The sequence below is a fragment of the Cognatiyoonia koreensis genome (assembly GCF_900109295.1).
Taxonomy (GTDB): domain Bacteria; phylum Pseudomonadota; class Alphaproteobacteria; order Rhodobacterales; family Rhodobacteraceae; genus Cognatiyoonia; species Cognatiyoonia koreensis.
The window spans coordinates 1,625,684-1,650,933 of the sequence record NZ_FOIZ01000001.1; the positions used below are offsets into that span (position 1 = coordinate 1,625,684).

Consider the following 25,250-nt stretch of genomic DNA (forward strand, 5'->3'; position numbering starts at 1 on the left):
AAAGCGGGCTCATGAAAAATCCGCAAATAACAGGCGGAACAGCGGCAGGTCTAAAGCGCAGTCGGAACTGGCCGTCAGATATCCGGCAGATCAGGCAACAGCTTGTCCAAGGTGGCCGGATAATCGCGCACGCGGATGCCTGTCGCATTGAAGATCGCGTTTGTGATCGCTGCACCAGCACCGGAAATACCCAACTCGCCAACACCCTTTGACTGGATCGGGTTGGCCCATGCGTCCCGCTCTTCCAGAAACACAACGTCCAGTTGCGGGATGTCGAGATTCACAGGCACATGATATTCCGCGAGATTGTGATTGACGATGTGACCGTCACGCGCATCGTGCACCAGTTCTTCGGTCAGGGCAGCACCCACGCCAAAAATCATGCCGCCATGACACTGGGAACGCGCGGTTTGTGCGTTCAGAATGCGACCGGCCGAAAACACACCTAGCATCCGGCGCACGCGGGTCTCTCCGGTCACGCTGTTCACCGCAACCTCTGCGAAATGTGCCCCGAATCCTGCGTGCTTTACCGCATCGCTGGCGTCTCCCGGCTCGATATGACCGATGGCAGTCAGATCGGCATGCAGGGCTTCGGACAATTGCTTTTGTACGTTGCCCGTCGTCGCGACACCGTCCTTCAACGTCAGCTCTACGCTGTCGGTGTTCAGCAAGTCTGCAATCTCAGAACGCAACTTCTGACAGGCCAGAAAAACCGCAGAGCCGACCGAACTTGCTCCCCATGACCCGCCAGAGCCAGCACCAGTCGGGAAATCAGTATCGCCAAGCTTCACCGCGATGCGGTCAAGCGGCAGGCCCAGCATCTCGCCTGCGATCTGGGCAAGGATCGTATAGGTACCGGTCCCGATATCGGTCATGTCCGTTTCGACGGTCACGGTCGCGTCCGCGTGCAGGATCACGCGCGCCTTGGATTCTTTCAGTATATTGCCGCGGGCGGCGGAGGCCATGCCCAGCCCGATCAGCCATTCGCCATCGCGCGTCTTGCCGGGAATGGGATTGCGTTTGTCCCAGCCAAAACGTGCAGCACCCTGCGTCAGGCAATCGGCAAAGCGGCGGGACGAATATTCTTTTCCGTTCTCGGGGTGCACGTCCGGGATGTTGCGCAGGCGCAGCGCAACTGGATCAATTCCTGCCTTGTGGGCAAGCTCGTCCATCGCATTTTCAAGCGCCAGCATGCCGACAGCCTCACCTGGGGCACGCATGGACCCCGCGCAGGTGCGGTTGACCCTTGCGATGCTGTGCGCATACGCGCGGTTCTTGCCTGCGTAAAGAAAATGGGTCGCCAGTGCGACGGCCTCGCTGAACGTCTCTCCTGGCAGGTTCGAAACGATAGCGTCATGCCCCATAGCAGTCAGATCGCCCTGATCATCAACCGCAAGGCGCACGCGCTGCAGGGTCGAACTGCGTCGCATCGTGGCTTCGAATACCTGCGCCCGGGTCAACACAACCCGCACTGGCCGATCAAGCGCCTTCGCCGCAAGTGCCGCCGCCACGACGTCCGGCGACAAGCCCAGTTTGGACCCGAACCCACCACCGACATAAGGCGCAAGTATGCGTACCTTATCGGGGCTGATGCCAAGGGCATCTGCCAATTCGTTGCGGTTGTACTTCAGCATCTGAAGCGCACTGTGAACAGTCAAATGCTCATCGTCCCAACTGGCAACGGTCGCATGCGGTTCCATCGCCGCACTGTTTTGGGATGGGGTCGTATAAGTCGCATCAACGCTGAACGCGGCCTCGGCCATGGCGGTTTCGATATCGCCTTGTTCCATCTGTTTGCCGTCTGGGCGGTCAATCCGGGCCGCACCATCCAACGGATCGGTAACGGCATCCGTCGCGGCTTCGTATGCTATGGGAATGTTTTGCGCGGCATGTCTGGCCTGTTCAAAAGTCTCGGCCACAACAAGGGCGATGGGCTGACCAAAATAGGCAACCTCGCTCGGGTCTTGAATAGGGGCGGTGTTGGCAGTGCCCTGCGCGGGATTGCGCAGCAGGCGCGCGTCGGTAATGACAGCCAGAACGCCCGCCATTTTCATGGCATCGGCTTTGTTGACAGATGCAACGCGGCCCTTGGCGATCGTCGCGCGCACAAAGACGCCGACAGCTTCGGTCCCCTCGCCCGTTTCGCCAGCGTAAGGCGCTTGTCCAGTGACCTTCAGGGGTCCGTCGCTGCGCACCGTTTCGGTGCCGATGACGCCCTGTACCATATCATCCAGAACGGCATCATGTGTTGTGTCCATTTTCAAATGCGCGGTCATTGGTTCATCTCCAAAGCGGTGCGCAACACGGCCTTCAGCGTGCGGCGGGCCAGCGGAATCTTGAAATCGTTCGCGCCGTATCCCTTGGCATCCGCCAGCAGGATGTCGGCGGCCGCATCGAAGAGGGCGGCCGATGGAACCTTGCCCACCAGTGCGGCCTCAACATCCGCGTTGCGCCAGGGTTTTGGCGCAAGGCCGCCAAAAGCCAAGGCACAATGGGTGATCTTACCACCCTCCTGCCGCAAGACCGCGGCAACAGAGACAAGCGCAAAAGCATAAGACGCGCGGTCGCGCACTTTGCGGTAAATCTGCGTGCCGGCTTCGGGTTTCGGTAACAGAACTGCTGTAATCAAATCGCCATGTGCCAGCGTGGTTTCCACATCAGGTGTCGTTCCGGGCAGACAATAAAGATCATCAAGCGGGACCTGTCGCACAACTCCATCAGCCGACTCGATTTCGACCACCGTATCAAGTGCCATCATCGCAACCGCCATGTCGGACGGGTGCGTGGCGATGCAGTGTTCACTGGTGCCCAGAATGGCAAGGATACGATTGAAGCCGTCCTTGCCCTGACATCCGGACCCCGGTTCCCGTTTGTTGCAGGGCATCGCGGTATCGTAGAAATACGCGCAACGGGTGCGTTGCAGCAAATTACCGCCTGTTGTCGCCTTGTTGCGTAGCTGTCCGGACGCCCCGGCCAACAAGGCACGCGACAACACCGCATAGTCGCGCCGGACCGTATCATGCGCCGCCAGATCGCTGTTGGTCACCAACGCCCCAATCCGCAGACCGCCGTCATCTGTCGCTGTGATGGCATGCAAGTCGAGGCGATTGATATCCACCAAACTGCGCGGCGTCATAACCTCAAGTTTCATAAGATCCAGCAGGTTCGTGCCGCCAGCAATGATCGTCGCCCCGTTCTTTGCATGTGCGGTCGCATCTGCGTGGCTTTGGGCGCGAGCGTAGGCGAATTCCTTCATGTGCCGTCTCCCGTTGCCGCATCGCGGATCGCATTGACGATGCCGGGGTAGGCAGAACACCGGCACAGGTTTCCACTCATCCGTTCGGCGATCTCTTCGTTCGACAGGGTGATGTCACCGTCAAGGTTCTCGGACACGTTCGATGGCCATCCCTCGCGGATCTCCTCAAGCATCGCCGTTGCAGAACAGATCTGACCGGACGTGCAATACCCACACTGAAACCCGTCATGCCGCACAAAAGCCGCTTGCAGCGGCGACAGGTTATCGGGTGTGCCCAATCCCTCGACGGTCGTGATGTCATCGCCGTCGTGCATACAGGCAAGCGTCAGGCACGCATTGATGCGTCTCCCGTTGACGATCACCGTGCAAGCCCCGCATTGGCCGTGATCACATCCTTTTTTGGAACCACACAGGTCAAGGTGGTGGCGCAGCGCGTCCAGCAAAGTGGTGCGGGGATCTGCATCCAGCCTGTGGTCAGCCCCGTTGATCGTCAGTGTCGTCTGGATTGTCATAACATCACCTTTCGGATGGTGCTCACACAGCGGTTTGGGCCAATGACAGCTAATCGCAGGTGCCAATCGCGACAGTTAAGTCGACCGCCAGCGATGCGCTGAACGGGGGAGAATTAACAGTGATAGCTAGCTCACCCGCAAAGGTTTGCCACGCTGCGGCCCGAGAAATGCAGCTCTGGGCTCGCGACGGCCTTGATCAATAGGCGGACCTTCGCCCAACAACCACTGTGCGCGCGCGTGTGGGCGCTGCTCCGCAGGTTCTGCCAACTTAGCGATAAAGGCAGTCTGAACAGACGATCACCGCTTTTCTTTTCGCTATGCCGGAAAGGGCCTCGTCGCATCGACCCAGCGACTGCGCCAACCGGCAGGAGCCATGCTCGGACCCGTCATGTGTTGGGCAACAGGCAAACCGGCACACTCACCACGGTTGTCAGCGGCTAAGCGACGCTAGCGAACCTTTAACGTTGCAAGCCCGATCATCGCCAAAATTAATGAAATGATCCAGAAGCGGATGACGATCTGCGGCTCTGCCCAACCCTTTTTCTCATAGTGATGGTGTATCGGGGCCATCAGGAAGACGCGCTTGCCCGTCCGCTTGAAGTAAAGGACCTGAATAATGACCGACAAGGCCTCGACCACGAATAAACCGCCGACAATGGCCAGAACGATTTCGTGCTTGGACGCAACAGCAATGGCGCCCAAAGCCCCGCCCAGCGCAAGCGATCCCGTGTCGCCCATGAATACAGCCGCAGGCGGAGCGTTATACCAAAGAAAGCCAAGTCCGCCGCCGATCAGCCCCGCAACAAACACCAGCAATTCGCCGGTGCCGGGCACATAGTGCAGGCCAAGGCTTTCGGTAAAGTCCACACGACCGACGAAATAGGCAATGATGCCCAGGGTCCCCGAGGCAATCATGACCGGCATGATCGCAAGCCCATCAAGACCGTCCGTCAGGTTCACGGCGTTGGCCGCACCAACGATCACGATGATCGCGAAGGGGACGAAAAGTACGCCAAGATTTATCAGAACATCCTTGAAAACAGGCACAGCCAACTGGTTGGACAGGTCCACCGGATGATACTGTGCTGCCCAATAGCCGGCGAGGCCAGCAATGAGAAAGCCCAGCAGCAAGCGCACCTTGCCAGACACGCCAGCGGTATTCTGTTTGGATACTTTGGCGTAATCGTCGGCAAAGCCGATCAGCGCGAACGACATGGTCACGAAAAGCACCATCCAGACATAGGCGTTGTCCAGCCGCGCCCAAAGCAGGGTGGATGTCAGCAAGGCTCCAACAATCAACAAACCGCCCATCGTCGGCGTGCCCTGCTTGGCAAAATGGCTTTCGGGACCATCGGTGCGGATCGGCTGGCCCTTGCCTTGCTTGCGACGCAACACGTTGATCAAAGGCGGGCCGAAGATAAATCCGAACAGCAGCGCGGTCATGAAGGCACCACCGGCGCGGAACGTGATATAGCGAAACAGGTTAAAGAAATCCCCGCCGTCCGACAGCTCGGTTAGCCAGTATAACATGTCTGCTCGCCCTCTTGTTCTTTGGGTGTTAGCGATGCCCCAGTTTCCGGATGGCGTCAACAATCAGGCTGACTTTACTGCCCTTCGATCCCTTCACCAGAACGATGTCACCGGCGTCAACGATCGTGGCAGGATGGCCCGTCAGGCCATCGGCGCTTTCGACCCACTGCCCGCGCAACCGCTCGGGAAGTGCCTCGTAAAGGTGGCGCATACGTGGTCCGACGCAATGCACGATACTTGCTTTTGCAAGATGAGGATCATCAGCCAAGGCCTTGTGCATGCTCATTTCTTCGGGACCAAGCTCCAGCATGTCTCCGAGGATGGCAACGCGCCGCCCCTTGACGATGCGCCCGATACCGTCGCGCGGGCGCGCGGCGGCAAGCACCTCAAGTGCGGCGGTCATCGACGTGGGATTGGCGTTGAACGCATCATCGATCAAATCAAGTGTTTCGTCTTCGTTCGAGATATCCAGCGCGATGATTTCCCGCCCGCCGCGTCCTTCGGGCGGAATCCAGTTCGCGATATCCAGTGAAGCTTGCATCGGATCGGCCCCCAGTGCGTCGGCCACCGCCAGCACACCGACCGCATTCATCGCGAAATGCCGCCCCGGCACGGACAGCTTGAACAAGTATTCCTGCCCACCCCCGCTTGCCGCGATGATCGTCGCATTGCCCGAAAGGCGCACATCGCCCAGTGTCCAATCCGCGCCGGTCTCTCCAAACCAGATCGTCCGGCGATCCTTTGCATAATCTCGCAGCACTTGGGCCGTGGCGATATCCGCGTTCAACACGGCACAGCCATCGTCAACAAGCCCGTCCATGATCGACGCTTTTTCGCGCGCGATACCTTCAAGGTCGTCGAAGGCTTCCAGATGCGCCGCCGCGACGGTCGTGATCATGACGACATGCGGCTGCGCCATTTTGGCAAGCGGGGCGATTTCACCTGGATGGTTCATCCCGATCTCGATCACCGCGAATTCCGTGTCGGCGGGCATGCGGGCAAGTGTCAGCGGCACGCCCCAATGATTGTTATAGGACGCTTCAGCCGCGTGGGTCTTGCCCTGCCCTGACAGCACTGCGCGCAGCATTTCCTTGGTCGAGGTCTTGCCGACCGAACCGGTGACAGCAACAATCCGCGCCGATGTGCGGGCACGGGCCGCCCGCCCCAGATCTTCCAGGGCGGCCAGGACATCAGGAACAATCAATAGCGGTGCATCATTGGCCAAGTCGTCAGGGCGATGACTGACCAAAGCGGCCCCTGCCCCTTTGTCCAGCGCCTGCGCAACGAAATCATGCCCGTCTCGCGCTGCCTTCAACGCCACGAACAGATCACCGGGCTGCAAGGTGCGGGTGTCGATGGACACACCATCAACGGCCCAGTCACCGACGACCTGCCCGCCGGTTGCCCGCGCCGCATCCCGCGCAGTCCAGAGCGTCATATCTTGCCCTCAAGTGCGGCCACCGCGACGCTGGCCTGTTCGACATCATCAAATGGCAGGACTGTATCACCAACGGTCTGCCCGCTCTCATGACCCTTGCCCGCAATCAGCAAGGCGTCACCCGCTTCCAGCAGGTCGATACCGCGCAGGATGGCTTCGGCGCGATCGCCCACTTCGGTGACGGTCTTGCCCTTGTCAATCGCACCGGACAGAACAGCTGCGCGAATGGATGCAGGATCTTCCGAGCGCGGGTTATCATCCGTCACAATCACGATATCGGCGTTCTCGGCGGCTGCGGCCCCCATCAGGGGACGCTTCGTGGCATCACGGTCGCCGCCCGCCCCGACAATCACCACGATCCGGCCCATGACATGCGGGCGCATCGCCTTCAGCGCCGTTTGAACGGCATCCGGCGTATGCGCGTAGTCAACAAAAACAGCTGCACCGTTTTCGCGCGTCGCCGCAAGCTCCATGCGGCCCCGCACCGTGCCAAGCTTCGGGAAGGTCGCGAAAACATCGCCGGGCAATGCGCCCGACGCAATCAAAAGACCCGCGGCCAGCAGCACGTTTTCGGCCTGAAAGCCGCCCATAAGATCAAGTCGCGCCTGATAGGGCCTGCCCTGCCAGCTGAAACGGATATCCTGCCCCGTAGCGTCAAAGCGTTGGCTGATCAAACGCAAACGGGCGTCCGACGCTTTGCCAACGCCGATCACCTCTTGGCCGCGCGCGGCGCAGATCGCGGACACCTCGTGGCCTTTGGGATCGTCAAGATTGACGACCGCGATCCCGTCTTCGGACAGCACGCGCGCAAACAGCCCCATCTTCGCGTCGAAATAGGCGTCAAAGGTTTCGTGATAATCCAGATGGTCCTGCGAAAAATTCGTGAATCCGGCCGCCGTTAAGATCACCCCGTCAAGGCGGCGCTGGTCCAGCCCGTGCGATGACGCCTCCATCGCGACATGCGTCACGTCATGGGCATCCGCCTCTGCCAATACGCGGTGCAGGGTGATGGGTTCAGGCGTCGTGTGCTTGAGCGGATAAGACCAAGCCCCTTCAACGCCGGTGGTGCCAAGATTAACGCCAGCCAAGCCCATCAGTTCCCACATCTGGCGGCAGAATGTCGAAACGGATGTTTTCCCGTTCGTTCCGGTAACAGCGACGACGGTACCCGGATGACTGCCAAACCAAAGCGATGCGGTCTGCGCCAGAGTCTGGCGCGGATCCTGCGCGACGATCAGCGCGACGTTGGCGGTCGCAAGCGCGTCCTTGGCCAGTGCGGCCCCTTCAGCGTCTGTCAGGATCGCAGCGGCCCCACTTTCGAGGGCTGCAAGAATGAAGTTCGCTCCGTGCACCCGGCTGCCCGGCAACGCCGCGAAAAGCGTGCCCGGCCGGACCGCGCGGCTGTCCACAGTGATGTCGCTGATCTGCGCTTGCCGCCCGCCTTGGGCCGTCAGCCCCAGTTCGAACAAGGATTTCGTTTCTGCCATGTCGCCCCCGCCACTGGTTTTACCAGCTTTTGTGGCAAAATGCGCCGGAATCAGACCCGGGTTCAAGCTGTTTTGTCACAACCCGGCCGGTGTTCAGCCGTTTGACGTCAGCGTGACCCCGACCGGTTCAAGCACTTCAACATCCGGACGCAGCCCAAGAAGCGGGGCAACGCGGCGGATCATTTCGGCAGCGACAGGTACGGCCGTCCAGCCTGCGGTACGGCGCGGCTTGTCGCCGGAATTCTCCGATGGTTCGTCCAAGGTCACGATCAGAACATACTGCGGATCATCGGCGGGAAAGACGCTGGCAAAGGTGGAAATGACCTTGTCATCGTAATAACCGCCGCGTGGCTTTGGCTTGTCAGCCGTGCCGGTTTTGCCGCCGACTGCATAGCCCTCGACCTCGCCAAAGGACGCGGTGCCGCGCACAACTACCTGACGCAGCATATTGCGCGCCCGGGTGCTGACGCTTTCGCTGACAACGCGGGGTCCGTTCTGCGGACCATCCTGCTTGATCAGGGTCGGCGTGACCTGCGTGCCACCGTTCAAAAGCGATGCATAGCCTGCAGCAAGGTGAAGCGGTGAAGACGACAGACCGTGGCCGTAGGAAATCGTCATGGTCGAAATCTCGGACCAGTTACGCGGCAACAGCGGCGCGCCGGTCGGAGCTTCGACCATTTCAACAGGCGTCGCCTCAAGAAAACCAAGCGAGCGCAGGAAACCACGTTGCCGCTCTGCCCCGATCATCAGCGCCACACGTGCGGTGCCGATGTTGGAGGATTTGACGATCACGTCTGTCGCACTCAGGCTCGGGCCATAATTGTGGAAATCACGGATGCGAAAGCGGCCCCATTGCAGCGGCCCTTTCGTGTCGATCATCGTGTTCTGGTTGATCAGCCCCAGTTCCATGCCTTGCGCGACCGTGAATATCTTGAAGACGGAACCAAGTTCGTAAACGCCCTGCACAGCGCGGTTGAATAGGGGGCTGTCGGACTGGTCGCCATCGGTCAGAACGCGGGGGCGGTTGTTGGGGTCAAAGTCAGGCAGGCTGACCATCGAAATGATTTCGCCAGTGTGTACGTCCATCAGGACAGAGGCCGCGCCCTTGGCATTCATGATCGACATGCCACCGGCAAGCACCTGTTCAGAGGCCGCCTGCACGGTCAGATCAAGCGACAGCTGAAGTGGCGCACCCTCATTTGCGGGATCACGCAGGTAGGCATCAAAGTGGCGCTCGACACCGGCAACACCGATGACTTCGGCACTGGATACACCCTCACGCCCATAGGACGCGCCACCAAGGATATGGGCAGCGACGGGACCATTGGGATAGAGGCGCATTTCGCGCGGCCCGAACAGCAGGCCCGGCGATCCGATGTCATGAACCTGTTGCATCTGTTCGGGCGACAACTGCTTGCGCACCCAGACAAATTTGCGCGTTCCGGTGAAACGCTTGATCAGGTCTTCTTCTTCAAGCTCGGGAAAGATGCTTGCCAGCTGACGGGCCGCACTCTCCGGATCAATCATATCCTGCGGATGGGCATACAGGCTGTGGGTTTCCAGATTGGTCGCCAGAATACGCCCGTTGCGATCCACGATATCAGAACGCTGCCCGATGATCGGATTGCCCACGGCAGTGGCGCGCGGCTCTTCGGGAACGGTATTGGCCAGCGTGCCCATGCGCGCGCCGATAACGACAAACGCGCAAAAGAACATGGCACCCAAAACCAGCAGGCGACCTTCGGCGCGATCACGCATCGCGTCATGGTTCGCCTCATTGCGCTGGCGGCGATTCTCGGCCTCGATGATGTCGGGATTCTCGCCCTTTTCGCGGGCGCGCAGCACCCGTGCCAATGGACGCAGCGGCGTGCGGATCATAGCGGATCCTCCTCTGTCGACGGGCCAATGGAATTCACGTCGATCGGGTTGGTGATCGGCAGTATATCGGGAAGCGGATAGATGATGTTTTCGACATCGCCAAAGGCATCCGGCATCAGCGGCAAGAGACCCAGACGGTCAAAGTTCAGCTCTGCCAGATCAGCGAGCCGGTCGGGGCGGTTCAGATAGGCCCATTCCGCGTTCAACACCTTCAGGCGTTCGTGCGCGCCGCCGATCTGGGCATGCAGGACACGCACATCGCGGATTGCCTGCTGCGTCTTGTAGTTTTCCTGATAGGCCCAAAAGCCCAACCCCATGACCGCCATGGCCGATAGCACAAATAATAAACCGCGCACTTACCTTGCCCCTTTTTGCATCGGCATACCGATGTCTTTTGGCGCGACTGTTCCCGCCGCTGCCCCCGTCCGTGTTGCGACCCGCAGCTTGGCCGACCGGCTGCGCGGGTTCATTTGTAATTCGTCTTTATCCGCCGATATCGCCTTGCGCGATGCCAGCGACCAGGCGGCCTCTTCCTGTTCGACCTCTGGTGCATAGCGGTTGGCATTGGCCATGCCCCCGCCACGCTTCTGGAAGAAGCGTTTGACCATGCGATCCTCAACCGAATGAAAGGTGACGACAGCCAGTTTCCCGCCTTCCTTCAACGCGCGCTCAGACGCCATCAGGGCGGCATGCAGTTCGCCGTATTCGTTGTTCACCGCAATCCGCAGCGCCTGAAAGGTGCGTGTGGCAGGGTGCGACTGGTTCGGCTTGTGACGGGGCAAACAGCCTTCGACAATCTTGGCCAGCTGCAATGTGGTCGTCAGGGGGCGTGCGGCGACAATGGCTTTCGCGATGCGGCGTGATGCACGCTCTTCCCCGTAAAGATAAATAATATCAGCCAGTTCCGCTTCAGTGCTCGTGTTGCAAAGGTCCGCGGCAGACGGGCCATCCTGCGACATGCGCATATCAAGCGGCCCGTCACGCATGAACGAGAACCCGCGCTCTGCAATATCAAGCTGCATGGACGAAACACCAAGGTCGAGGACAATGCCATCAAGGTCCGACCCGTAATGATCTAGCTTGGAAAAGGTGCCTTGCACCGGTTCGATCGGATAGTCGCCGATCCAGTCAGCGGCCATTTCAAAGGCAAGCGGATCGCGATCCACGGCAATGACAGTCTCCGCCCCTGCAGCCAAAAGCGCCCGCGTGTAACCGCCGTTGCCAAACGTGCCATCCAGCCAGACACCGGAAACAGGTGAAACCGCCTTGATCAGCGGCCCGATAAGAACAGGAATGTGGGGAATGTCGTCTGCGGCAGCTGACATGACTGGTTCCTATCCCCCCAACAGGCTGAGAGGGTCGAAATCGTCAGGCTGTTCGGCCAGCCAGTCGGCCGTGGATTCAGAAACGGTCGTCTCGTAGACGTCATCTTTCCAGATCTCGAAATGGTCAACCATGCCACGGAAGGACAATGCGCCCTCGTCCAGGCCAAGCTTCTTGCGGTGCTTGAGCGGCAGGACGATGCGGCCGTCCTTATCAACGCTCATACGTTCGGATTGCACGATCACAAGCTGCGTCAACATCTTGCGCGACTTGTCGCCCTTCGGCATGGCCTGAATGTCGGTCATGATGTTGGCGTGTTCTTTTGCGGTGCGCACCTGCAAACGGTCTTTCAGGTGATCGCCGTAATTCAGATAAAGCGTAACGGGGCTGCCGGGTGTCCAGTTCGGGTCGCCGGATTCGAGCACACGACGAAAATCAGCCGGAATCGACATACGACCCTTGCTGTCGACCTTACCGTCGAATTCGCCTGAAAACCCTGTGTCCAACTGCCCTTCTTTCGCCTTTGTTCAAGCCCCGGATGTGAAGACGGCGGATTGAGCTGCTGCCACTGCTCAATCCGCCGCTCCTGCCCTCTCGGGCTAGTCCAGCTGCGCGCGCCACCTGGGGGGATGTCTGCTCGCTCGCGCGCCGGATCTCTTCGTTCGGTAATGGCGAGGCCTGTATGAAACCTGACTTTTTGCCGGTGGGGTTCTTGAGTGCCCCGGTTTGTTTTTTGTGCTCGTCGTTACCGTGAGGAGTTTGTGACATGAGGCACCAAATCGATCAACCGCAAATTTGGGAATTCATGGAACAAAGCGGGATATTGCGGGGTTTCATAGGGGTTGGATGTGCAAAACGGCAACAGTTCAAGGGATCAATATGGTGTAATTCACAATCGGGATTACTACATATTGTGTCTCTTAAGGGAAAATCAGCCGACTCCAGAAAATCCCGAACTTTTTTGATTTCCCCCTCACTCAGACGTTCCTGATGACAGTATCACAGCCGATCACGGCCCCGTGACACACAGAATCCAGAGAATCCCAACGCTGGTCAGGGCAGATTCCATGATTTCCCAGATACTGATTCCCGTCGCCTACGCGCCGGCGTCCAACCACTTGAACATGACAAGCGCATCAATCAGGCCCGCTGTCGGATGATCGAAGGCGTGTGGCAACCGTCCGACAGTCTCAAAGCCCGCCCGCTCCCACAGCCGGATCGCCCCGGTATTGGTCGCAAGCACGAAGTTGAATTGCATTGCGCGATAGCCAAGCCCGCGCGCGGCGTCCTGCGAATGTGCACACATTGCAGAGGCCACGCCCCTGCCTTGTGCCGCACTGTCCGTTACATAGCCGCAGTTGCAGACATGCGCGCCGCCGCCTTGCTGGTTGGTCTTGATATAGTAAGTGCCGATAATCCGACCTGCGTCTTCAACGACGAAGGTCGCCTTTGGTAACTCACACCACATCGTCAGCGCATCATCCCGCGTGATGTCCCGCGCGACAGCATAGGTATCACCCGCGCGAAACACCGGCTCCAGCAGGCACCAGATCGCATCGTGATCCTGCGGTGTGGCCGCGCGGATTTGCATTCAGGCCATCCCACCTTCGATGAAACGGCGTGCAAGCTGGCGATAGGCCTCTGCCATTGGGCTGTCAGTGGCGGCGATGGGGGTGCCGCCATCCCCTGCAAGGCGCGTATCCAGATCAATCGGCAGGCTGCCAAGGAACGGCGCACCAATGGCCTCTGCCTCTTTCCTGACGCCGCCTTCGCCAAAGATATGCGCCTCATGTCCGCAATTCGGGCAATGGAACGTCGACATATTCTCGATCAGTCCAAGGATCGGCGTGTGCAGCGTGTTGAACATATCAATCGCCTTGCGCGCATCGATCAAGGCCACGTCCTGCGGGGTGCTCACTACGATTGCACCGGTTAACTGCGTTTTCTGGCACAGCGTCAGTTGCACATCGCCCGTGCCGGGCGGCAGGTCGACGATCAGAATATCCAGTTCACCCCATTGCACCTGCCCCAGCATCTGCTGCAGCGCGCCCATTAACATCGGGCCACGCCAGACAATTGCCTTGTTGGGATCCATCATCAGACCGATCGACATCATCGTCACGCCGTGGGCCTGCAAAGGGATGATGGTCTTGCCATCGGGGCTGCCGGGACGCTTGCTGACACCCATCATGCGCGGCTGCGAGGGGCCATAGATATCGGCATCCAGCAGACCGACACGGCGGCCTTCGCGCGCCAGCGCCACGGCAAGGTTCGAGGACACGGTCGATTTGCCCACGCCGCCCTTACCCGATCCCACAGCGATGATGCGATCTACACCCGCGGGTTTGGTGGGACCGGCCTGCGGCTTGGGGTGGCCCCCGATTTTCAACGATGGCGGTGCCGGGGATTGGGCCGGCGGCGCGGACGGACCATGCGCCGTCAGAATAACCGATACGCCGGAGACACCTTCAAGCGCCTGGACTGCGGTTTCAGCCGCGCGGCGCACAGGTTCCATCTGGGCGGCAACTTCGGCGCTTTCCGCCTCGATAACGAACCGGACCTTGTCGCCGTCGACAGTCAGCGCGCGGATCATATCCTTTTCGACAAGATTGCTGCCGTTGGGCAAGGTGATCCGGGCAAGCGTTGCAAGGATGCTGTCGCGATCTGCAGGCATTGGGCGTTCCTTCCGAGTGAACACATTCGATGAATGCCGCAACATTTAGCATGGCACAACAAATCGCAAGATGAGCGGGCAAATTGCCTGCGAAAGCAGCAGCGCGAAAATTTACCCTTCGTAAACTTGCACTTGCTGCATAGCCGCAATGCAGAAAGACCCATTGTGCAACTGCAGCATGGGGCTAAATATGGATCACAAGACGCTCTGGTAGGGGGCGGAACCCAAAGAAAAGACGAGACGAGTACAATGGCATTTACGACACAATCACACGCAGGCATCTCTTTTGCGGAACGCTGGGCCGCTTTCCGGTCCGATATGGCCGAAGCCCACGTACGGCGCAAGACATACCGCATCACAAGAAACGAACTGTCCAACCTGTCGGACCGTGAACTCAACGACCTCGGCATCAGCCGGGCGATGATCAAGCGGATCGCAATGGAAGCGGCCGGTTACGTCTAGGAACAGAATACGGGCCGATCTTCTCCTCCCCTTTGGGTCAGGCCCGCCGGACGCGATATGCACCTCCTCCCGCGTATCGCATCCAAACTCAAGGTGGCGGCATCACCTCCTCCCGATGTCGCCACCTTCAAGGAATACAGGCTCTCACCTCCTCCCGAGGGTCTGCATCAAAGCGATAGCCCACCTCCTCCCGGGTGATGCGCTTTGCACGATGCGGAATGCGCCACCTCCTCCCGGCGCGGACCGCGACGAATGAGCGGCGATGTCCACCTCCTCCCGGGCATCGCCGTTATCGTTTCTAAAGGGTCAGTAGATCAGTCGAGCGTAAACGCCGCCTGCCGCGACATGCGCAGCACCAGCGGAACAATGGCCAGGATCAGCACCGCCGACAGTATGAAGGGCGCGCCGGGAAAATAGACCGCCGCGTTCGGGCCGGAAAACCAGCCGAACACACCCGTCATGATCAGCGGCGCGACAATGGCTGCCACTGACGACAGTGACGCGATTACACCCTGCAACATGCCCTGCCGCTGCTCGTCAACCATATTGGACGACATCGCCGTCATCAGCGGCGGCGTCAGATCGGACAGGGCCGCCAGCACCAGAAACAGACCAAGCCCGAACAACGTATTTGTAAAGCCGAACCCGATCATCCCCACCACCGCAGATGTCAGGCCCATCCAAAGCACGGTCATCTCGCCGAACCGCTTGATCAGCACTGGCATCAGCCCGCCCTGCACGCCCGCCAGCATTACGCCATAGATCGCAAGCGACATCCCGATCAACGCGGTGCCCCAGCCGAACACTTCGCGCGTCCAGAACGCCCAAAGCGTAGGATAGACCATATTGGCAAATTCAAAGGTGAACAGGCAGACCAGCGGGATCGCAAGTCCGGGCATCCGGAACGCCGCAAAGATCGCCGTGAACGGGTTGATATCGCGCTTGACCATCTTGCGGCGTTTTTCAGACGGCAGGCTTTCGGGCAGCACGAAGATCCCGAAAAGAACGTTCAGCCCGGCCAGCATCGCCGCGATCCAGAACGGGGCGGTAATGTGCCAGGTCGCAGCGATCCCGCCCAGCGCCGGGCCGATGACGAACCCGATCCCGAAGGCCGCCCCGATCATGCCAAAGCGTGCGGCCTTGTCTTCGGGACTCGAGATATCGGCGATAAATGCTGTGGCCGTGATATAGGTGGACCCGGCCATGCCGGCGACCAGCCGCCCGACCAGCAACAGCCAGAAAGTGCCGGCCAGTGCCATGATGACATAGTCGATCGCCAGCAAGGCAAGGGCGGCAAGCAGCACGGGCTTGCGCCCGATGGCATCAGAAAGCGATCCAACGGCAGGTCCGCACAGAAACATCATCCCCGCATAGGCCGACATCATCAGACCCGCCCAGACCGACCCTTCCGCCGTCGATCCCGCCCCGACTCGGTCCATCAGATCGGGCATGATCGGAAACACGATCCCGATCCCGATGGCATCAATCAGCAACGTCGCCAGAATGAAAAGAAACGCACGGTTCTGCATAGGTCAGTGATGCACGGCCAACAGGCGGGTCGGCAAGGGAAATGCATGTTGAGAGAGGGAATGGCTGCTTGGAGCCCATATTTCCGCCATTCTACATCGCAGCAGATGTCTGCTTTGGAGAAAGAACGAAGGGCCTCGAATTTCTAGTCTATTGCGCCAGAGTTCGTATCACCTTGTCAGCTACAATGGTGCCTGAGCAGGATCCTTGGAACGTCGTTGGTCAATCATCCCTCATTTGTGTCGCCAACGATGAACCATTGCCCCTTCACACCGCCCGCGCTGCGGCCAGCAGCTTTTCGATATGCCCAAGTCCCTGTGGGACGAATGCCGAGCGGATTCAGCGCTTTGATCGAATAGTAGCCGTGGGTGATATGGTCCATGTTCACCGTATCGATAACGCCGGGCAAGTTCAGGATGCGCTCCATATAGGCGGACAGTTTGGGATAGTCCGCGATGCGCAGACGGTTGGTCTTGAACAGCCCGTGATAGGCCGCATCAAAGCGGATCAAGGTCACGAACACGCGGATATCTGTCTCGGTCAAACGATCGCCAAACAGATAGTCGCCTTGCAACAGGGACTCGAGCATGTCGAGCGTGTCGAAAATGCCAGTGATCGCCTCGTCATAGGCCTCCTGCGAGGATGCGAAACCGGCGCGGTAGACGCCGTTGTTCAGTTTATCGTAGATCGGGGCGTTCAAGGTGTCGATCTGGTCGGCAAGGTCATCCGGATACAAGCGCAGATCGGACGGGACCAGCCCTTCAAACGCTGTGTCCAACATGCGCAGGATGTCTGCGCTTTCGTTGTTCACCATGACGTTTTGTTTCATGTCCCACAGCACGGGCACCGTCGCGCGCCCGGTGAAGTTTGGATCGGCCTGCGTGTAAACCTGGTGCATATAGCTGGCCCCAAACAGCGGGTCATCATCGGCGCCGGGATATCCGCCAAAGCTCCAGCCTTGGTCGGTCAAGGTCGGGTTCACCACGGTGATGGGCAGGATGTCCTCAAGCCTTTTTAGTTTACGCGCGATCAAGGTGCGCGACGCCCATGGGCAGATCAGCGCCACATAAAGGCGATAGCGCCCCGCCTCGGCCTTAAAGCCACCCGTGCCCGTGGGGCCGGCGCGGCCATCCGGAGTGATCCAATTGCGAAAGGACGAGACCTGACGCAAGAAGCGCCCGTGTTCATCCGCGTTCTGCACCGGCTGCCAATTCTCAACCCATTTACCGCTCACAAGCATCGCATCATTCCTTCACATCGCGTGAAAAACAAAGGAGCGCATCGACAGCGTTCCCAGATCAAAACTGTCATTCATAAACGTCAGCTGGTCGCGCGTATCCGAGGCCCCAGCAATGGTCAGCGTCGGGATATAGTGATCCAGCGTCGGGTGTGCCTTGTTCAAAAGCGCGCCTAGCTGCGGGCGGTTTGTCAGGGCGGCGAAATCGCGGTCGGCCAGTCGGTCAGCAAATAGTGTGTCAAACTCGGTCGCCCAATCTTGTGGCTGACCATGGACCCAATCCAGCGCGCGTAGGTTATGCACCACATTGCCAGAGCCAAGGATCAGCACACCGCGATCCCGCAAGTCTGACAGCAGCTTTCCGGTCTCAAGATGCCAGTTCAGGTCTTTGGTCATGTCGATGGACAGCTGAAACACCGGCACATCCGCATCCGGATACATGAACTTCAAAACCGTCCATGCGCCGTGATCAAGCCCCCAAGTGTCGTCCTCTTGAGAACGATGGCTGGCCAACAGCGTCACCACTTCACGTGCCAAATCGGGGTTGCCTTTTGCGGGGTAGCTTTCCTTGAACAGCTCATGGGGAAAGCCCACAAAATCATGGATCGTTTGTGGCATGGCCGACACGTCCACCAGCGTTGTGCCGCGCGTCATCCAATGGGCCGAGACCACCAAAATCGCCTGCGGACGCGGCAGGGCGCAGCCCAGATCGGTCCAGCTGCGGCTATAGGCGGTATCCTCGATGGCGTTCATGGGCGATCCGTGCCCTAGAAAAACCAACGGCATGCGGTCGGACGCGTTTAGGCTGTCTTTCAACTGCCGAAGGGATTGGGTGGCGCTCATCGTCCATCTCCTTGAAAAGACAAAGGCCACCGAAGCGGCCCTTGCGTGGTCATGTGCTCAGGCTGTTCAAGCGTACTGACCCAGCACTTTTTCGACGACGGGAAGTTTCAGCGCGTAGGCACCGCTGCCCAGCAAGGCCACTGCGCCTTGTGCGACGGCCCAGAACAGTGGGAATTCCCAGCCGCCACCAGCGCCGCTGAACATCCAGCCATTGCCGGAATGCACCCAAACAGCGCCCAAAAGAACGGGCAGGACAGCCAAAGAAATCACGCGTGTTGCGACGCCAAGGATCAATGCGGTGCCACCTGCCAGCTCGGCAAGAATGGTCAGATAGGCGACGATGGCGGGCAGGCCAAGGCTTTCGAAATAGCCGACCGTGCCGGGCACGGTGAAGACCAAAACTTTGGTCAAGCCATGGGCGATAAACATGATGCCGGTTGCGATACGCAGAACAGTCGCGGCATAGGGAGCGGTTTTTTGGTCAATCATTTCAAGTCTCCTTCTCGGGGTTTAGGCTGGCAGCTCGGTTTGAGCCGTCTCGTCCTCTTGAAATGACTTTAGGTCTTGCGGACCATCAACAAAATGGCGACTTTATGGAATGACCTTCCACATATTGTTCCAAATCGAAAGGGGACGTCTTTCATGGATATCGTCGACGGACTCCGCGCCTTTGTGGCCACGGTGCAGACCGGTTCCTTTACCGCAGCCGCAGACCAAATGGGCATTTCAAACCGGCTGACATCAAAATACGTCGCCGAGCTTGAGACCCGCCTTGGCGTTCGCCTGTTGCAACGCACCACCCGTAAAGTGGGGCTGACCCCCGCTGGCGAAGACCTTTTGGCGCGCGCGCCGGCCCTGCTGGACGAGCTTGACGATCTGTTGACCGAAGCGGGCGAAGGGTCGCGCGGATTCAAAGGCACCATCCGGGTGTCTGCCCCCGTGACCTTTGGCGAAATTTATGTGGCCGGGATGCTGGGCCGGTTTGGCGCAGAACACCCCGACCTGCGGATCGACCTGCGCCTGAGCGATCGTTATGTCGACTTGGCGCGTGACGGGATTGATCTGGCGTTTCGCATTGGCGTCACACAGACTTTATCCGTCAAGGCACGCAAGCTGGGGATGTTGGAAATCATGGCCGCGGCCTCGCCCAGCTATCTGGCGGACCATGGCGAGCCAATCCAGCCGCACGAGCTGAGCGACCATGCGTGCATCGTGGACACCAACCGCCACGCCACACACAAATGGGGGTTCTTTAAGGGCGGGGAAGACCACAGCGTCTCGACCGCCGGGCGGTATATGGTGAACTCGGCCCATGCCGCTTGCGAGCTGGCCATGGACGGGCATGGCATTGTGTACGTGCCGAAATTCTCTCTGTCAGCGGCGATTGAAGCGAGACGTCTAAAACGCGTTTTCCCAGGGTTTGAGGGCGAAACGCTGCCCGTCAGCGCCGTCTATCTTGAGGGCCGGACCCTGCCGCGCAAACTGCGCGCACTGATCGACTTTGCGCAAAGCGACATCCGCCGTTCAGGGCTTTTGTAGGGCACCATATTAAGAACAGTATGACGACAGTCATTCGTTATAAAGATCATCTTATGCTTAAATTTAGGGTGCCATGTTCAGGACATCGAAACACAACGATGACCTTAAACAGGAAAGATCCCTATCATGAAACTGCTTACATTGACTGCCGTGACTGCCCTTGCAACTGGTCTTGTCGCACCGCTTTTGGCCGATGACAACGCCGCAATGACGGCCGCGCTGGCTGAACTGGCACAGCACCAAGCTGAAGACGCGAAGATCGCTGAACATTTGAACACGTTCGATGTTCTGGACTTCGAAGTCTTCTCAAATCAACAATGGGACCGGCTGCATGAAAGCCACGCCGATGACGTGATTGTGCACTGGCCCGACGGGCGCACCACGACCGGAATTGACGTTTATATCGAAGACCTGAAAGCTTTCTTCGTCTTTGCCCCGGACACCAAAATCGAAACCCATCCAATCCGTATTGGCCAAGGAGAATGGACAGGTGTCGTTGGTGAAATTAAAGGTACGTTTACAGAGCCTATGCCCATCGGTGATGGTCAATTCATTCAACCCACCGGCAACTCCTATTCCCTGACCATGGCCACAATCGGCCACTGGACCGCAGCAGGGAATATGAGCGAAGAATATCTGTTTTGGGACAATGACAGCTTCTATAAACAGATGGCCTGCGGGACTAACTGCGGGCTCGATACAGATCCATGCCCTCCCAGACGCCGGGGGGGCATTTAATGCGTTAACCCGCAAGTCTTCACGAAACAAATCACTGATCCTATGTCAGACATGCGAAAGGTTGGTGGCCAAACTCTGATCTGGCACCGCAGTTACCGCTCTAAACCTTGGCATCACATCCAGACGTTTAGGCTTGATTTGGATCACGTAAATCAAGGAAGGGTTGAACGCGCGTGCGAAACGCGAGGGCCGTATATCAATTTTGGTCCCATTCTGGCCAAAACCGCGAGCCAACTCGGTTCATGTTTCGTATTTTTTCCTGCCCCAATCACATACTAAAAAAGCTAACGTGCATCGCACCGTCATCTCAAAGGCAACCGTGCTTCAATCCGTCGTTCGCGCTCGATAGTATAAATTCGACAGTCCTGTTTTCACATGACATTTTTGGGCATGTGCGGTTGTGCAATTTTGGAAATGTAGACATTTAAAGCTCTCGTCAGAACGGCCGCTTTGTCCCGCAAAGCTGACCTATTCCCCCGGGGCGCACCCCCTACCCCCGCACATCCTTTGGTGATCCCATCACCATGTAGCTTGTGATCGAGCGCACGTGCGGGACGGTGCCGAGTTTGTCGGTGTGGAACGCCTTGTAGGCGGGCAGGTCCGCGACCTCGACCCGCAACATGTATTCAAACGCGCCGGCGACGTTGTGGCACTCGGTCACTTCCTCGGCCCGCTGCATGGCCCGTTCAAAGGTTTCCTGCGCCACCTTGGTATGCTCTGCCAGACCGACGGCGACATAAACCACATAGGCCCGCCCCGTCTGCGCAGGATCAAGACGCGCGCGGTAGCCTTTGATGACGCCAGTGCGTTCAAGTTCCTGCACCCGCCGCAGACAAGCAGAGGGTGACAGGCCAACCCGCTCGGCAAGGATCAGGTTGCTGATACGTCCATCGCGGGACAGCTCGCGCAATATGGATGCGTTTATTCGGTCAATTTTCGTCATGAATTGCAGAAATACACCCGGCATGCACGGTTTGGCAATTTCATTGCGCCTGAATGCAATTAGAGTGCGGCAATGACGACGACACTTTTCCTTGGCCTCATCGGATTTGCGATTGCCAGTTCGATTACGCCCGGCCCCAACAACCTGATGCTGATGGCGTCAGGTGCAAACTTTGGCCTGCGCCGCACGGTTCCCCACATGCTGGGCATTTCACTGGGGCACATGTTCATGGTGTTTCTGGTCGGGATCGGGCTGGGCCAGCTGCTCGACACTTATCCGGTACTTAAAATAGCCCTTCTGATCCTTTCGACAGGGTATTTGCTATTTCTGGCCTACAAGATCGCCAACGCTGCGCCGCCAGAAGCGCGCGAAGCGACTGGCAAGCCATTCACGTTCCTGCAAGCCGCCGCCTTTCAGTGGGTCAACCCAAAGGCATGGTACATGGCGATCTATGCGGTCGGAAATTTTGCACCTGACGGGTCCGGCTGGCGCGGCGCGCTTCTTGTTTCAGGCGTGTTCGCCATGACAAACCTGCCGTCTATCACGGTCTGGGCAACCATCGGGACGCAGGTCAAGCGCCTGCTGACCCGCCCCCGCGCATTGCGCAGCTTCAATTACCTGATGGCCGCACTGCTGGTGCTGACACTCTATCCGATCTGGGCCTGACGATCAGGCCTTGCGACGCTTGACAAGTCCAAGTCCGCCCAGCCCGGCAAGCAGCAACCAACCAGCCGCTGGCAGTGGCACCGCCGTTGGGGACGCTGTGAACTCTGCCAACGTAAAGCTATCGTTGCCAATCCAGAAATCATCTGCATTGAACTCGCCAAGCGCCGTGATGGAAAAGCTGCTGACGGTCTGGTTGACCATGAACGGATTGCCGTCGGTGATATCCAGCTGCTGCGCCGTTCCGCCATCAATCGACAGGGCATAATCATCGCCGCCGGCACATCCGAGAAAGCCGCAGATAGGCGCATTCAAATTACCCAACCGGAAGCTTTCAAGGAAATAGGATCCGTTGAACGTAACAATCAGCGTTTCAGAACTGGCGATTGGAAATCCGTCGATTGATGACGGGTCGGTATCCGGATTACCGGCAATGCCCAGACCATCCGCATTTTGTGTAATCGCGCCGCCGGCGAAGTTGAAAATCCCGTCGATCGCGTAGCTGATCGTGAAATCCGATGTGACGATCTGCTGGACGCTTGGACCTGCGCTCTCAAAATTGAAGGTTGCGGCTTCGGCCTGACCAACACCCACTGCTGCGACCAATGCAGCACCCAATACAGCATATTTCATGACGAATCATCCTTTATCAAACTCATTACCCTGAAAAGGCTAATATGCTTTTCTCGTCTGCACAATTCCAAGTCTGGGACATTCCTGAACCCCGGTGCACGCGCTGTGCACGCCCGGTGCACGCAAATCACAGCCGCTAAAACGGCACATCATCCGCTGCGTCCGCGTTCACGATGAACTTGGCGATCACGTTTTTCGTACCGGCTTTGTCGAACTCGATCAGCAGCTTCTCACCTTCGATTCCCATGACTTCGCCATAGCCGAATTTCTGGTGAAACACGCGGTCCCCTTCGGTAAAAGCGCTGACCGCATCCAGATCAATCGTCATGTTGCGCGCCTCTGACGGTTGCGCCATACCACGCTGCTGGCTGCGCGATTGCAGGCGCTTCCAGCCTGGGGAATTGTAGACATTCGCCTCTGCAGCCTTCTGATGCAAGTCGCTGCCCATCATTTCCTGAACGCGCGGATTGGCTGAGGCCGCCATGCCCGCCGCACCGTATCCGCCACCGTACAAACCGGGGGGTGTCAGCACCTCCACATGATCTTCTGGCAGTTCGTCGATGAACCGCGACGGCATGGACGATTGCCACTGCCCGTAAACGCGCCGGTTTGCAGCAAAGGAGATCGTGCAGATTTCTTCGGCACGGGTGATACCGACATAAGCCAAACGACGTTCTTCCTCGAGGCCCTTCATCCCGCTTTCATCCATGGACCGCTGCGACGGGAACAACCCGTCTTCCCAACCGGGTAGAAAGACGCACGGAAACTCCAACCCCTTGGCAGCGTGCAGGGTCATGATGCTGACCTTCTCGCCTTCCTGTTCGGTTTCGTTGTCCATGATCAGGCTGACGTGTTCGAGGAATCCTTGCAGGTTCTCGAAATTCTCCAGCGCCTTGACGAGTTCCTTGAGGTTTTCCAGCCGCCCCGGCGCTTCGGGCGTTTTGTCATTCTGCCAAAAGCCGGTGTAGCCGCTTTCATCCAGGATCATCTCGGCGAGTTCGACGTGTGTGTCCTCTTCGGCACGCACCTGTGCGTGCCACCGATCAAGACCGTCCACCAACAGCGCCAGTTCCTTCAGCCCCTTCCCGCCAAGCAGCTTGCCCTGCACGACCAGACGCGCCCCTTCCACAAGGGACACACCATTCGATCGCGCCGTACGCTGGATCGTTTGCACTGCCTTGTCACCAAGGCCGCGTTTGGGGGTGTTCACGATCCGCTCGAACGCGAGATCATCGTCCTGGCTGACCGCGAGCCTGAAATAGGCCATGGCATCGCGGATTTCCATGCGTTCATAAAACCGCGGCCCCCCGATCACGCGGTATGGCAGACCGATCGTCAGAAAACGGTCTTCGAAGGCGCGCATCTGATGCGAGGCGCGGACAAGAATGGCCATATGATCCAACGAATAGGGTGACAACCCGCGCGTGCCGCGCTGGAGGGCCTCGACCTCCTCGCCGATCCAGCGGGCCTCTTCCTCGCCGTCCCAATGGCCGATCAAACGGACTTTTTCGCCATCATCGCCTTCGGTGAAAAGCGTCTTGCCAAGCCGCCCCTTATTGGCAGAGATCACGCCGCCCGCCGCACCAAGGATATGACCCGTCGAGCGGTAGTTCTGCTCCAGCCGGACGACATGGGCACCCGGAAAATCCTTTTCAAAGCGCAGGATATTGCCAACTTCGGCACCCCGCCATCCATAGATCGACTGATCGTCATCGCCGACGCAGCAGATGTTCTTGTGCCCGCCCGCCAGCAGGCGCAGCCAGAGATACTGGGCAACGTTTGTATCCTGATACTCGTCCACCAGAATATAGCGGAACCAGCGCTGGTACTGTTCCAGCACGTCAGGATGGGTCTGGAAGATCGTCACGACGTGCAACAGCAGATCGCCGAAATCGCAGGCGTTCAGGTCCAGCAGACGCCGCTGATAGGCCGCATAGAGATCGATGCCCTTGTGATCGAAGGCCCCGCTTTCAGCGACTGGCACCTTGTCGGGTGTCAACGCCTTGTTTTTCCAGCCGTCAATGATCCCCGCCAGCATGCGCGGCGGCCAGCGTTTTTCATCGATGTCGTCAGCAACGACCAACTGCTTGAGCAACCGCAACTGGTCATCTGTATCCAAAATCGTGAAGTTCGACTTCAGCCCGACAAGTTCCGCATGACGGCGCAGCAGCTTCACACTGATCGCATGGAATGTGCCAAGCCAGGGCATCCCCTCCACCGCTTCGCCCAGCAGGCGACCCACGCGCATCTTCATCTCGCGTGCGGCCTTGTTGGTAAAGGTCACAGCAAGGATTTCATGCGGGCGGGCGGTGCCGGTCGTCAGCAGATGGGCGATGCGCGATGTCAGCGCCTTGGTCTTGCCCGTGCCAGCCCCCGCCAACATCAACACAGGTCCGTCAAGTGTTTGCACCGCTTCGCGCTGGGCAGGGTTCAATTCATCAAGGTAGGGCGCGCCCCGCCCGACCATGGCGCGTTGGGACAAGGGGACACTCGCGGCCTCAAAGGCGTCTTCTTCGGAAAAACTGCTCATGGCGCGAAATATAGCTGGCAATCGGGCAAGAGGAAAG

At 58.7% G+C, this 25,250-nt stretch carries 23 protein-coding genes; 4 read left to right on the forward strand and 19 right to left on the reverse strand.

Annotated elements, in window-relative coordinates; all coding sequences use genetic code 11:
* Nucleotides 1–74 precede the first annotated feature (74 nt).
* The 12 genes from BMY44_RS08055 to BMY44_RS08110 all read right to left on the reverse strand — a co-directional run bounded on the left by BMY44_RS08055 (nucleotide 75) and on the right by BMY44_RS08110 (nucleotide 14,098).
* Entirely contained in the window at nucleotides 75–2,276 is a 2,202-nt protein-coding gene (locus tag BMY44_RS08055) for a xanthine dehydrogenase family protein molybdopterin-binding subunit (RefSeq protein ID WP_089992550.1), read from the reverse strand.
* On the reverse strand, nucleotides 2,273–3,256 hold the full coding sequence (locus BMY44_RS08060) for an FAD binding domain-containing protein (RefSeq protein ID WP_089992553.1): 984 nt from the start codon (nucleotides 3,254–3,256) through the stop codon (nucleotides 2,273–2,275). Before BMY44_RS08060 ends, BMY44_RS08055 begins: the two co-directional genes overlap by 4 nt.
* A complete protein-coding gene (locus tag BMY44_RS08065; RefSeq protein WP_207510527.1) occupies nucleotides 3,253–3,762 on the reverse strand; it encodes a 2Fe-2S iron-sulfur cluster-binding protein in 510 nt (169 codons plus the stop codon). Before BMY44_RS08065 ends, BMY44_RS08060 begins: the two co-directional genes overlap by 4 nt.
* A gap of 453 nt (nucleotides 3,763–4,215) precedes the next feature.
* Nucleotides 4,216–5,298 (reverse strand): phospho-N-acetylmuramoyl-pentapeptide-transferase, encoded by a 1,083-nt coding sequence (mraY, locus tag BMY44_RS08070; RefSeq protein WP_089992558.1) that lies wholly within the window; start codon nucleotides 5,296–5,298, stop codon nucleotides 4,216–4,218.
* 28 nt (nucleotides 5,299–5,326) lie between these two features.
* Entirely contained in the window at nucleotides 5,327–6,736 is a 1,410-nt protein-coding gene (locus BMY44_RS08075) for a UDP-N-acetylmuramoyl-tripeptide--D-alanyl-D-alanine ligase (protein WP_089992560.1), read from the reverse strand.
* Entirely contained in the window at nucleotides 6,733–8,223 is a 1,491-nt protein-coding gene (locus BMY44_RS08080) for a UDP-N-acetylmuramoyl-L-alanyl-D-glutamate--2,6-diaminopimelate ligase (RefSeq protein ID WP_089994685.1), read from the reverse strand. Before BMY44_RS08080 ends, BMY44_RS08075 begins: the two co-directional genes overlap by 4 nt.
* Before the next feature lie 93 nt (nucleotides 8,224–8,316).
* Nucleotides 8,317–10,101, reverse strand: coding sequence for a peptidoglycan D,D-transpeptidase FtsI family protein (locus BMY44_RS08085; RefSeq protein WP_089992562.1), 1,785 nt, complete (start codon nucleotides 10,099–10,101; stop codon nucleotides 8,317–8,319).
* On the reverse strand, nucleotides 10,098–10,457 hold the full coding sequence (gene ftsL, locus BMY44_RS08090) for a cell division protein FtsL (protein WP_165611804.1): 360 nt from the start codon (nucleotides 10,455–10,457) through the stop codon (nucleotides 10,098–10,100). Before ftsL ends, BMY44_RS08085 begins: the two co-directional genes overlap by 4 nt.
* A complete protein-coding gene (gene rsmH, locus BMY44_RS08095; RefSeq protein WP_089992565.1) occupies nucleotides 10,458–11,426 on the reverse strand; it encodes a 16S rRNA (cytosine(1402)-N(4))-methyltransferase RsmH in 969 nt (322 codons plus the stop codon).
* A 9-nt stretch (nucleotides 11,427–11,435) separates the two neighbouring features.
* The gene (locus BMY44_RS08100) at nucleotides 11,436–11,930 is read right to left on the reverse strand and encodes a division/cell wall cluster transcriptional repressor MraZ (RefSeq protein ID WP_242650503.1); all 495 of its coding nucleotides are present in this window, start codon (nucleotides 11,928–11,930) and stop codon (nucleotides 11,436–11,438) included.
* A 590-nt stretch (nucleotides 11,931–12,520) separates the two neighbouring features.
* Nucleotides 12,521–13,015, reverse strand: coding sequence for a GNAT family N-acetyltransferase (locus BMY44_RS08105; protein WP_089992567.1), 495 nt, complete (start codon nucleotides 13,013–13,015; stop codon nucleotides 12,521–12,523).
* The gene (locus tag BMY44_RS08110; protein ID WP_089992570.1) at nucleotides 13,016–14,098 is read right to left on the reverse strand and encodes an Mrp/NBP35 family ATP-binding protein; all 1,083 of its coding nucleotides are present in this window, start codon (nucleotides 14,096–14,098) and stop codon (nucleotides 13,016–13,018) included.
* Nucleotides 14,099–14,347: 249 nt separating this feature from the next.
* On the opposite strand from BMY44_RS08110, the gene BMY44_RS08115 reads away from it, so the two are divergent.
* Nucleotides 14,348–14,560 carry a DUF1127 domain-containing protein gene (locus BMY44_RS08115; RefSeq protein ID WP_089992572.1) on the forward strand — a complete coding sequence of 71 codons (213 nt, stop codon included), beginning with the start codon at nucleotides 14,348–14,350 and terminating at the stop codon, nucleotides 14,558–14,560.
* A 314-nt stretch (nucleotides 14,561–14,874) separates the two neighbouring features.
* Here BMY44_RS08115 and BMY44_RS08120 read toward each other — a convergent pair whose 3' ends face one another.
* The 4 genes from BMY44_RS08120 to BMY44_RS08135 all read right to left on the reverse strand — a co-directional run bounded on the left by BMY44_RS08120 (nucleotide 14,875) and on the right by BMY44_RS08135 (nucleotide 18,656).
* Nucleotides 14,875–16,089 (reverse strand): MFS transporter, encoded by a 1,215-nt coding sequence (locus BMY44_RS08120; protein ID WP_089992574.1) that lies wholly within the window; start codon nucleotides 16,087–16,089, stop codon nucleotides 14,875–14,877.
* Nucleotides 16,090–16,313: 224 nt separating this feature from the next.
* Complete coding sequence (locus BMY44_RS08125; RefSeq protein ID WP_089992575.1) at nucleotides 16,314–17,327, reverse strand: glutathione S-transferase family protein; 1,014 nt, start codon at nucleotides 17,325–17,327, stop codon at nucleotides 16,314–16,316.
* 12 nt (nucleotides 17,328–17,339) lie between these two features.
* Nucleotides 17,340–18,167 carry a 4,5-DOPA-extradiol-dioxygenase gene (gene ygiD / locus BMY44_RS08130; RefSeq protein ID WP_089992578.1) on the reverse strand — a complete coding sequence of 276 codons (828 nt, stop codon included), beginning with the start codon at nucleotides 18,165–18,167 and terminating at the stop codon, nucleotides 17,340–17,342.
* A 66-nt stretch (nucleotides 18,168–18,233) separates the two neighbouring features.
* Complete coding sequence (locus BMY44_RS08135) at nucleotides 18,234–18,656, reverse strand: DoxX family protein (RefSeq protein WP_089992580.1); 423 nt, start codon at nucleotides 18,654–18,656, stop codon at nucleotides 18,234–18,236.
* 153 nt (nucleotides 18,657–18,809) lie between these two features.
* On the opposite strand from BMY44_RS08135, the gene BMY44_RS08140 reads away from it, so the two are divergent.
* Together BMY44_RS08140 and BMY44_RS08145 are read left to right on the forward strand one after the other, a co-directional pair.
* Complete coding sequence (locus BMY44_RS08140; RefSeq protein WP_089992583.1) at nucleotides 18,810–19,706, forward strand: LysR family transcriptional regulator; 897 nt, start codon at nucleotides 18,810–18,812, stop codon at nucleotides 19,704–19,706.
* A 126-nt stretch (nucleotides 19,707–19,832) separates the two neighbouring features.
* Nucleotides 19,833–20,444 carry an ester cyclase gene (locus tag BMY44_RS08145; RefSeq protein WP_089992585.1) on the forward strand — a complete coding sequence of 204 codons (612 nt, stop codon included), beginning with the start codon at nucleotides 19,833–19,835 and terminating at the stop codon, nucleotides 20,442–20,444.
* 490 nt (nucleotides 20,445–20,934) lie between these two features.
* On the opposite strand, the gene BMY44_RS08150 is transcribed toward BMY44_RS08145, so the two are convergent.
* On the reverse strand, nucleotides 20,935–21,387 hold the full coding sequence (locus BMY44_RS08150; RefSeq protein ID WP_089994693.1) for an Lrp/AsnC family transcriptional regulator: 453 nt from the start codon (nucleotides 21,385–21,387) through the stop codon (nucleotides 20,935–20,937).
* Nucleotides 21,388–21,459: 72 nt separating this feature from the next.
* Here BMY44_RS08150 and BMY44_RS08155 point away from each other — a divergent pair, with 72 nt between their 5' ends.
* Nucleotides 21,460–22,053: a LysE family translocator gene (locus BMY44_RS08155; protein WP_089992588.1), complete on the forward strand. Its 594-nt coding sequence runs from the start codon at nucleotides 21,460–21,462 to the stop codon at nucleotides 22,051–22,053.
* A 3-nt stretch (nucleotides 22,054–22,056) separates the two neighbouring features.
* Here the strand turns inward: BMY44_RS08155 and BMY44_RS08160 are convergent, their stop codons facing one another.
* Nucleotides 22,057–22,683, reverse strand: a complete 627-nt coding sequence (locus BMY44_RS08160; RefSeq protein ID WP_089992590.1) for a VPLPA-CTERM sorting domain-containing protein — start codon at nucleotides 22,681–22,683, stop codon at nucleotides 22,057–22,059.
* Between the two features lie 136 nt (nucleotides 22,684–22,819).
* Complete coding sequence (locus BMY44_RS08165; RefSeq protein ID WP_089992593.1) at nucleotides 22,820–25,213, reverse strand: ATP-dependent helicase; 2,394 nt, start codon at nucleotides 25,211–25,213, stop codon at nucleotides 22,820–22,822.
* Nucleotides 25,214–25,250: the final 37 nt, after the last annotated feature.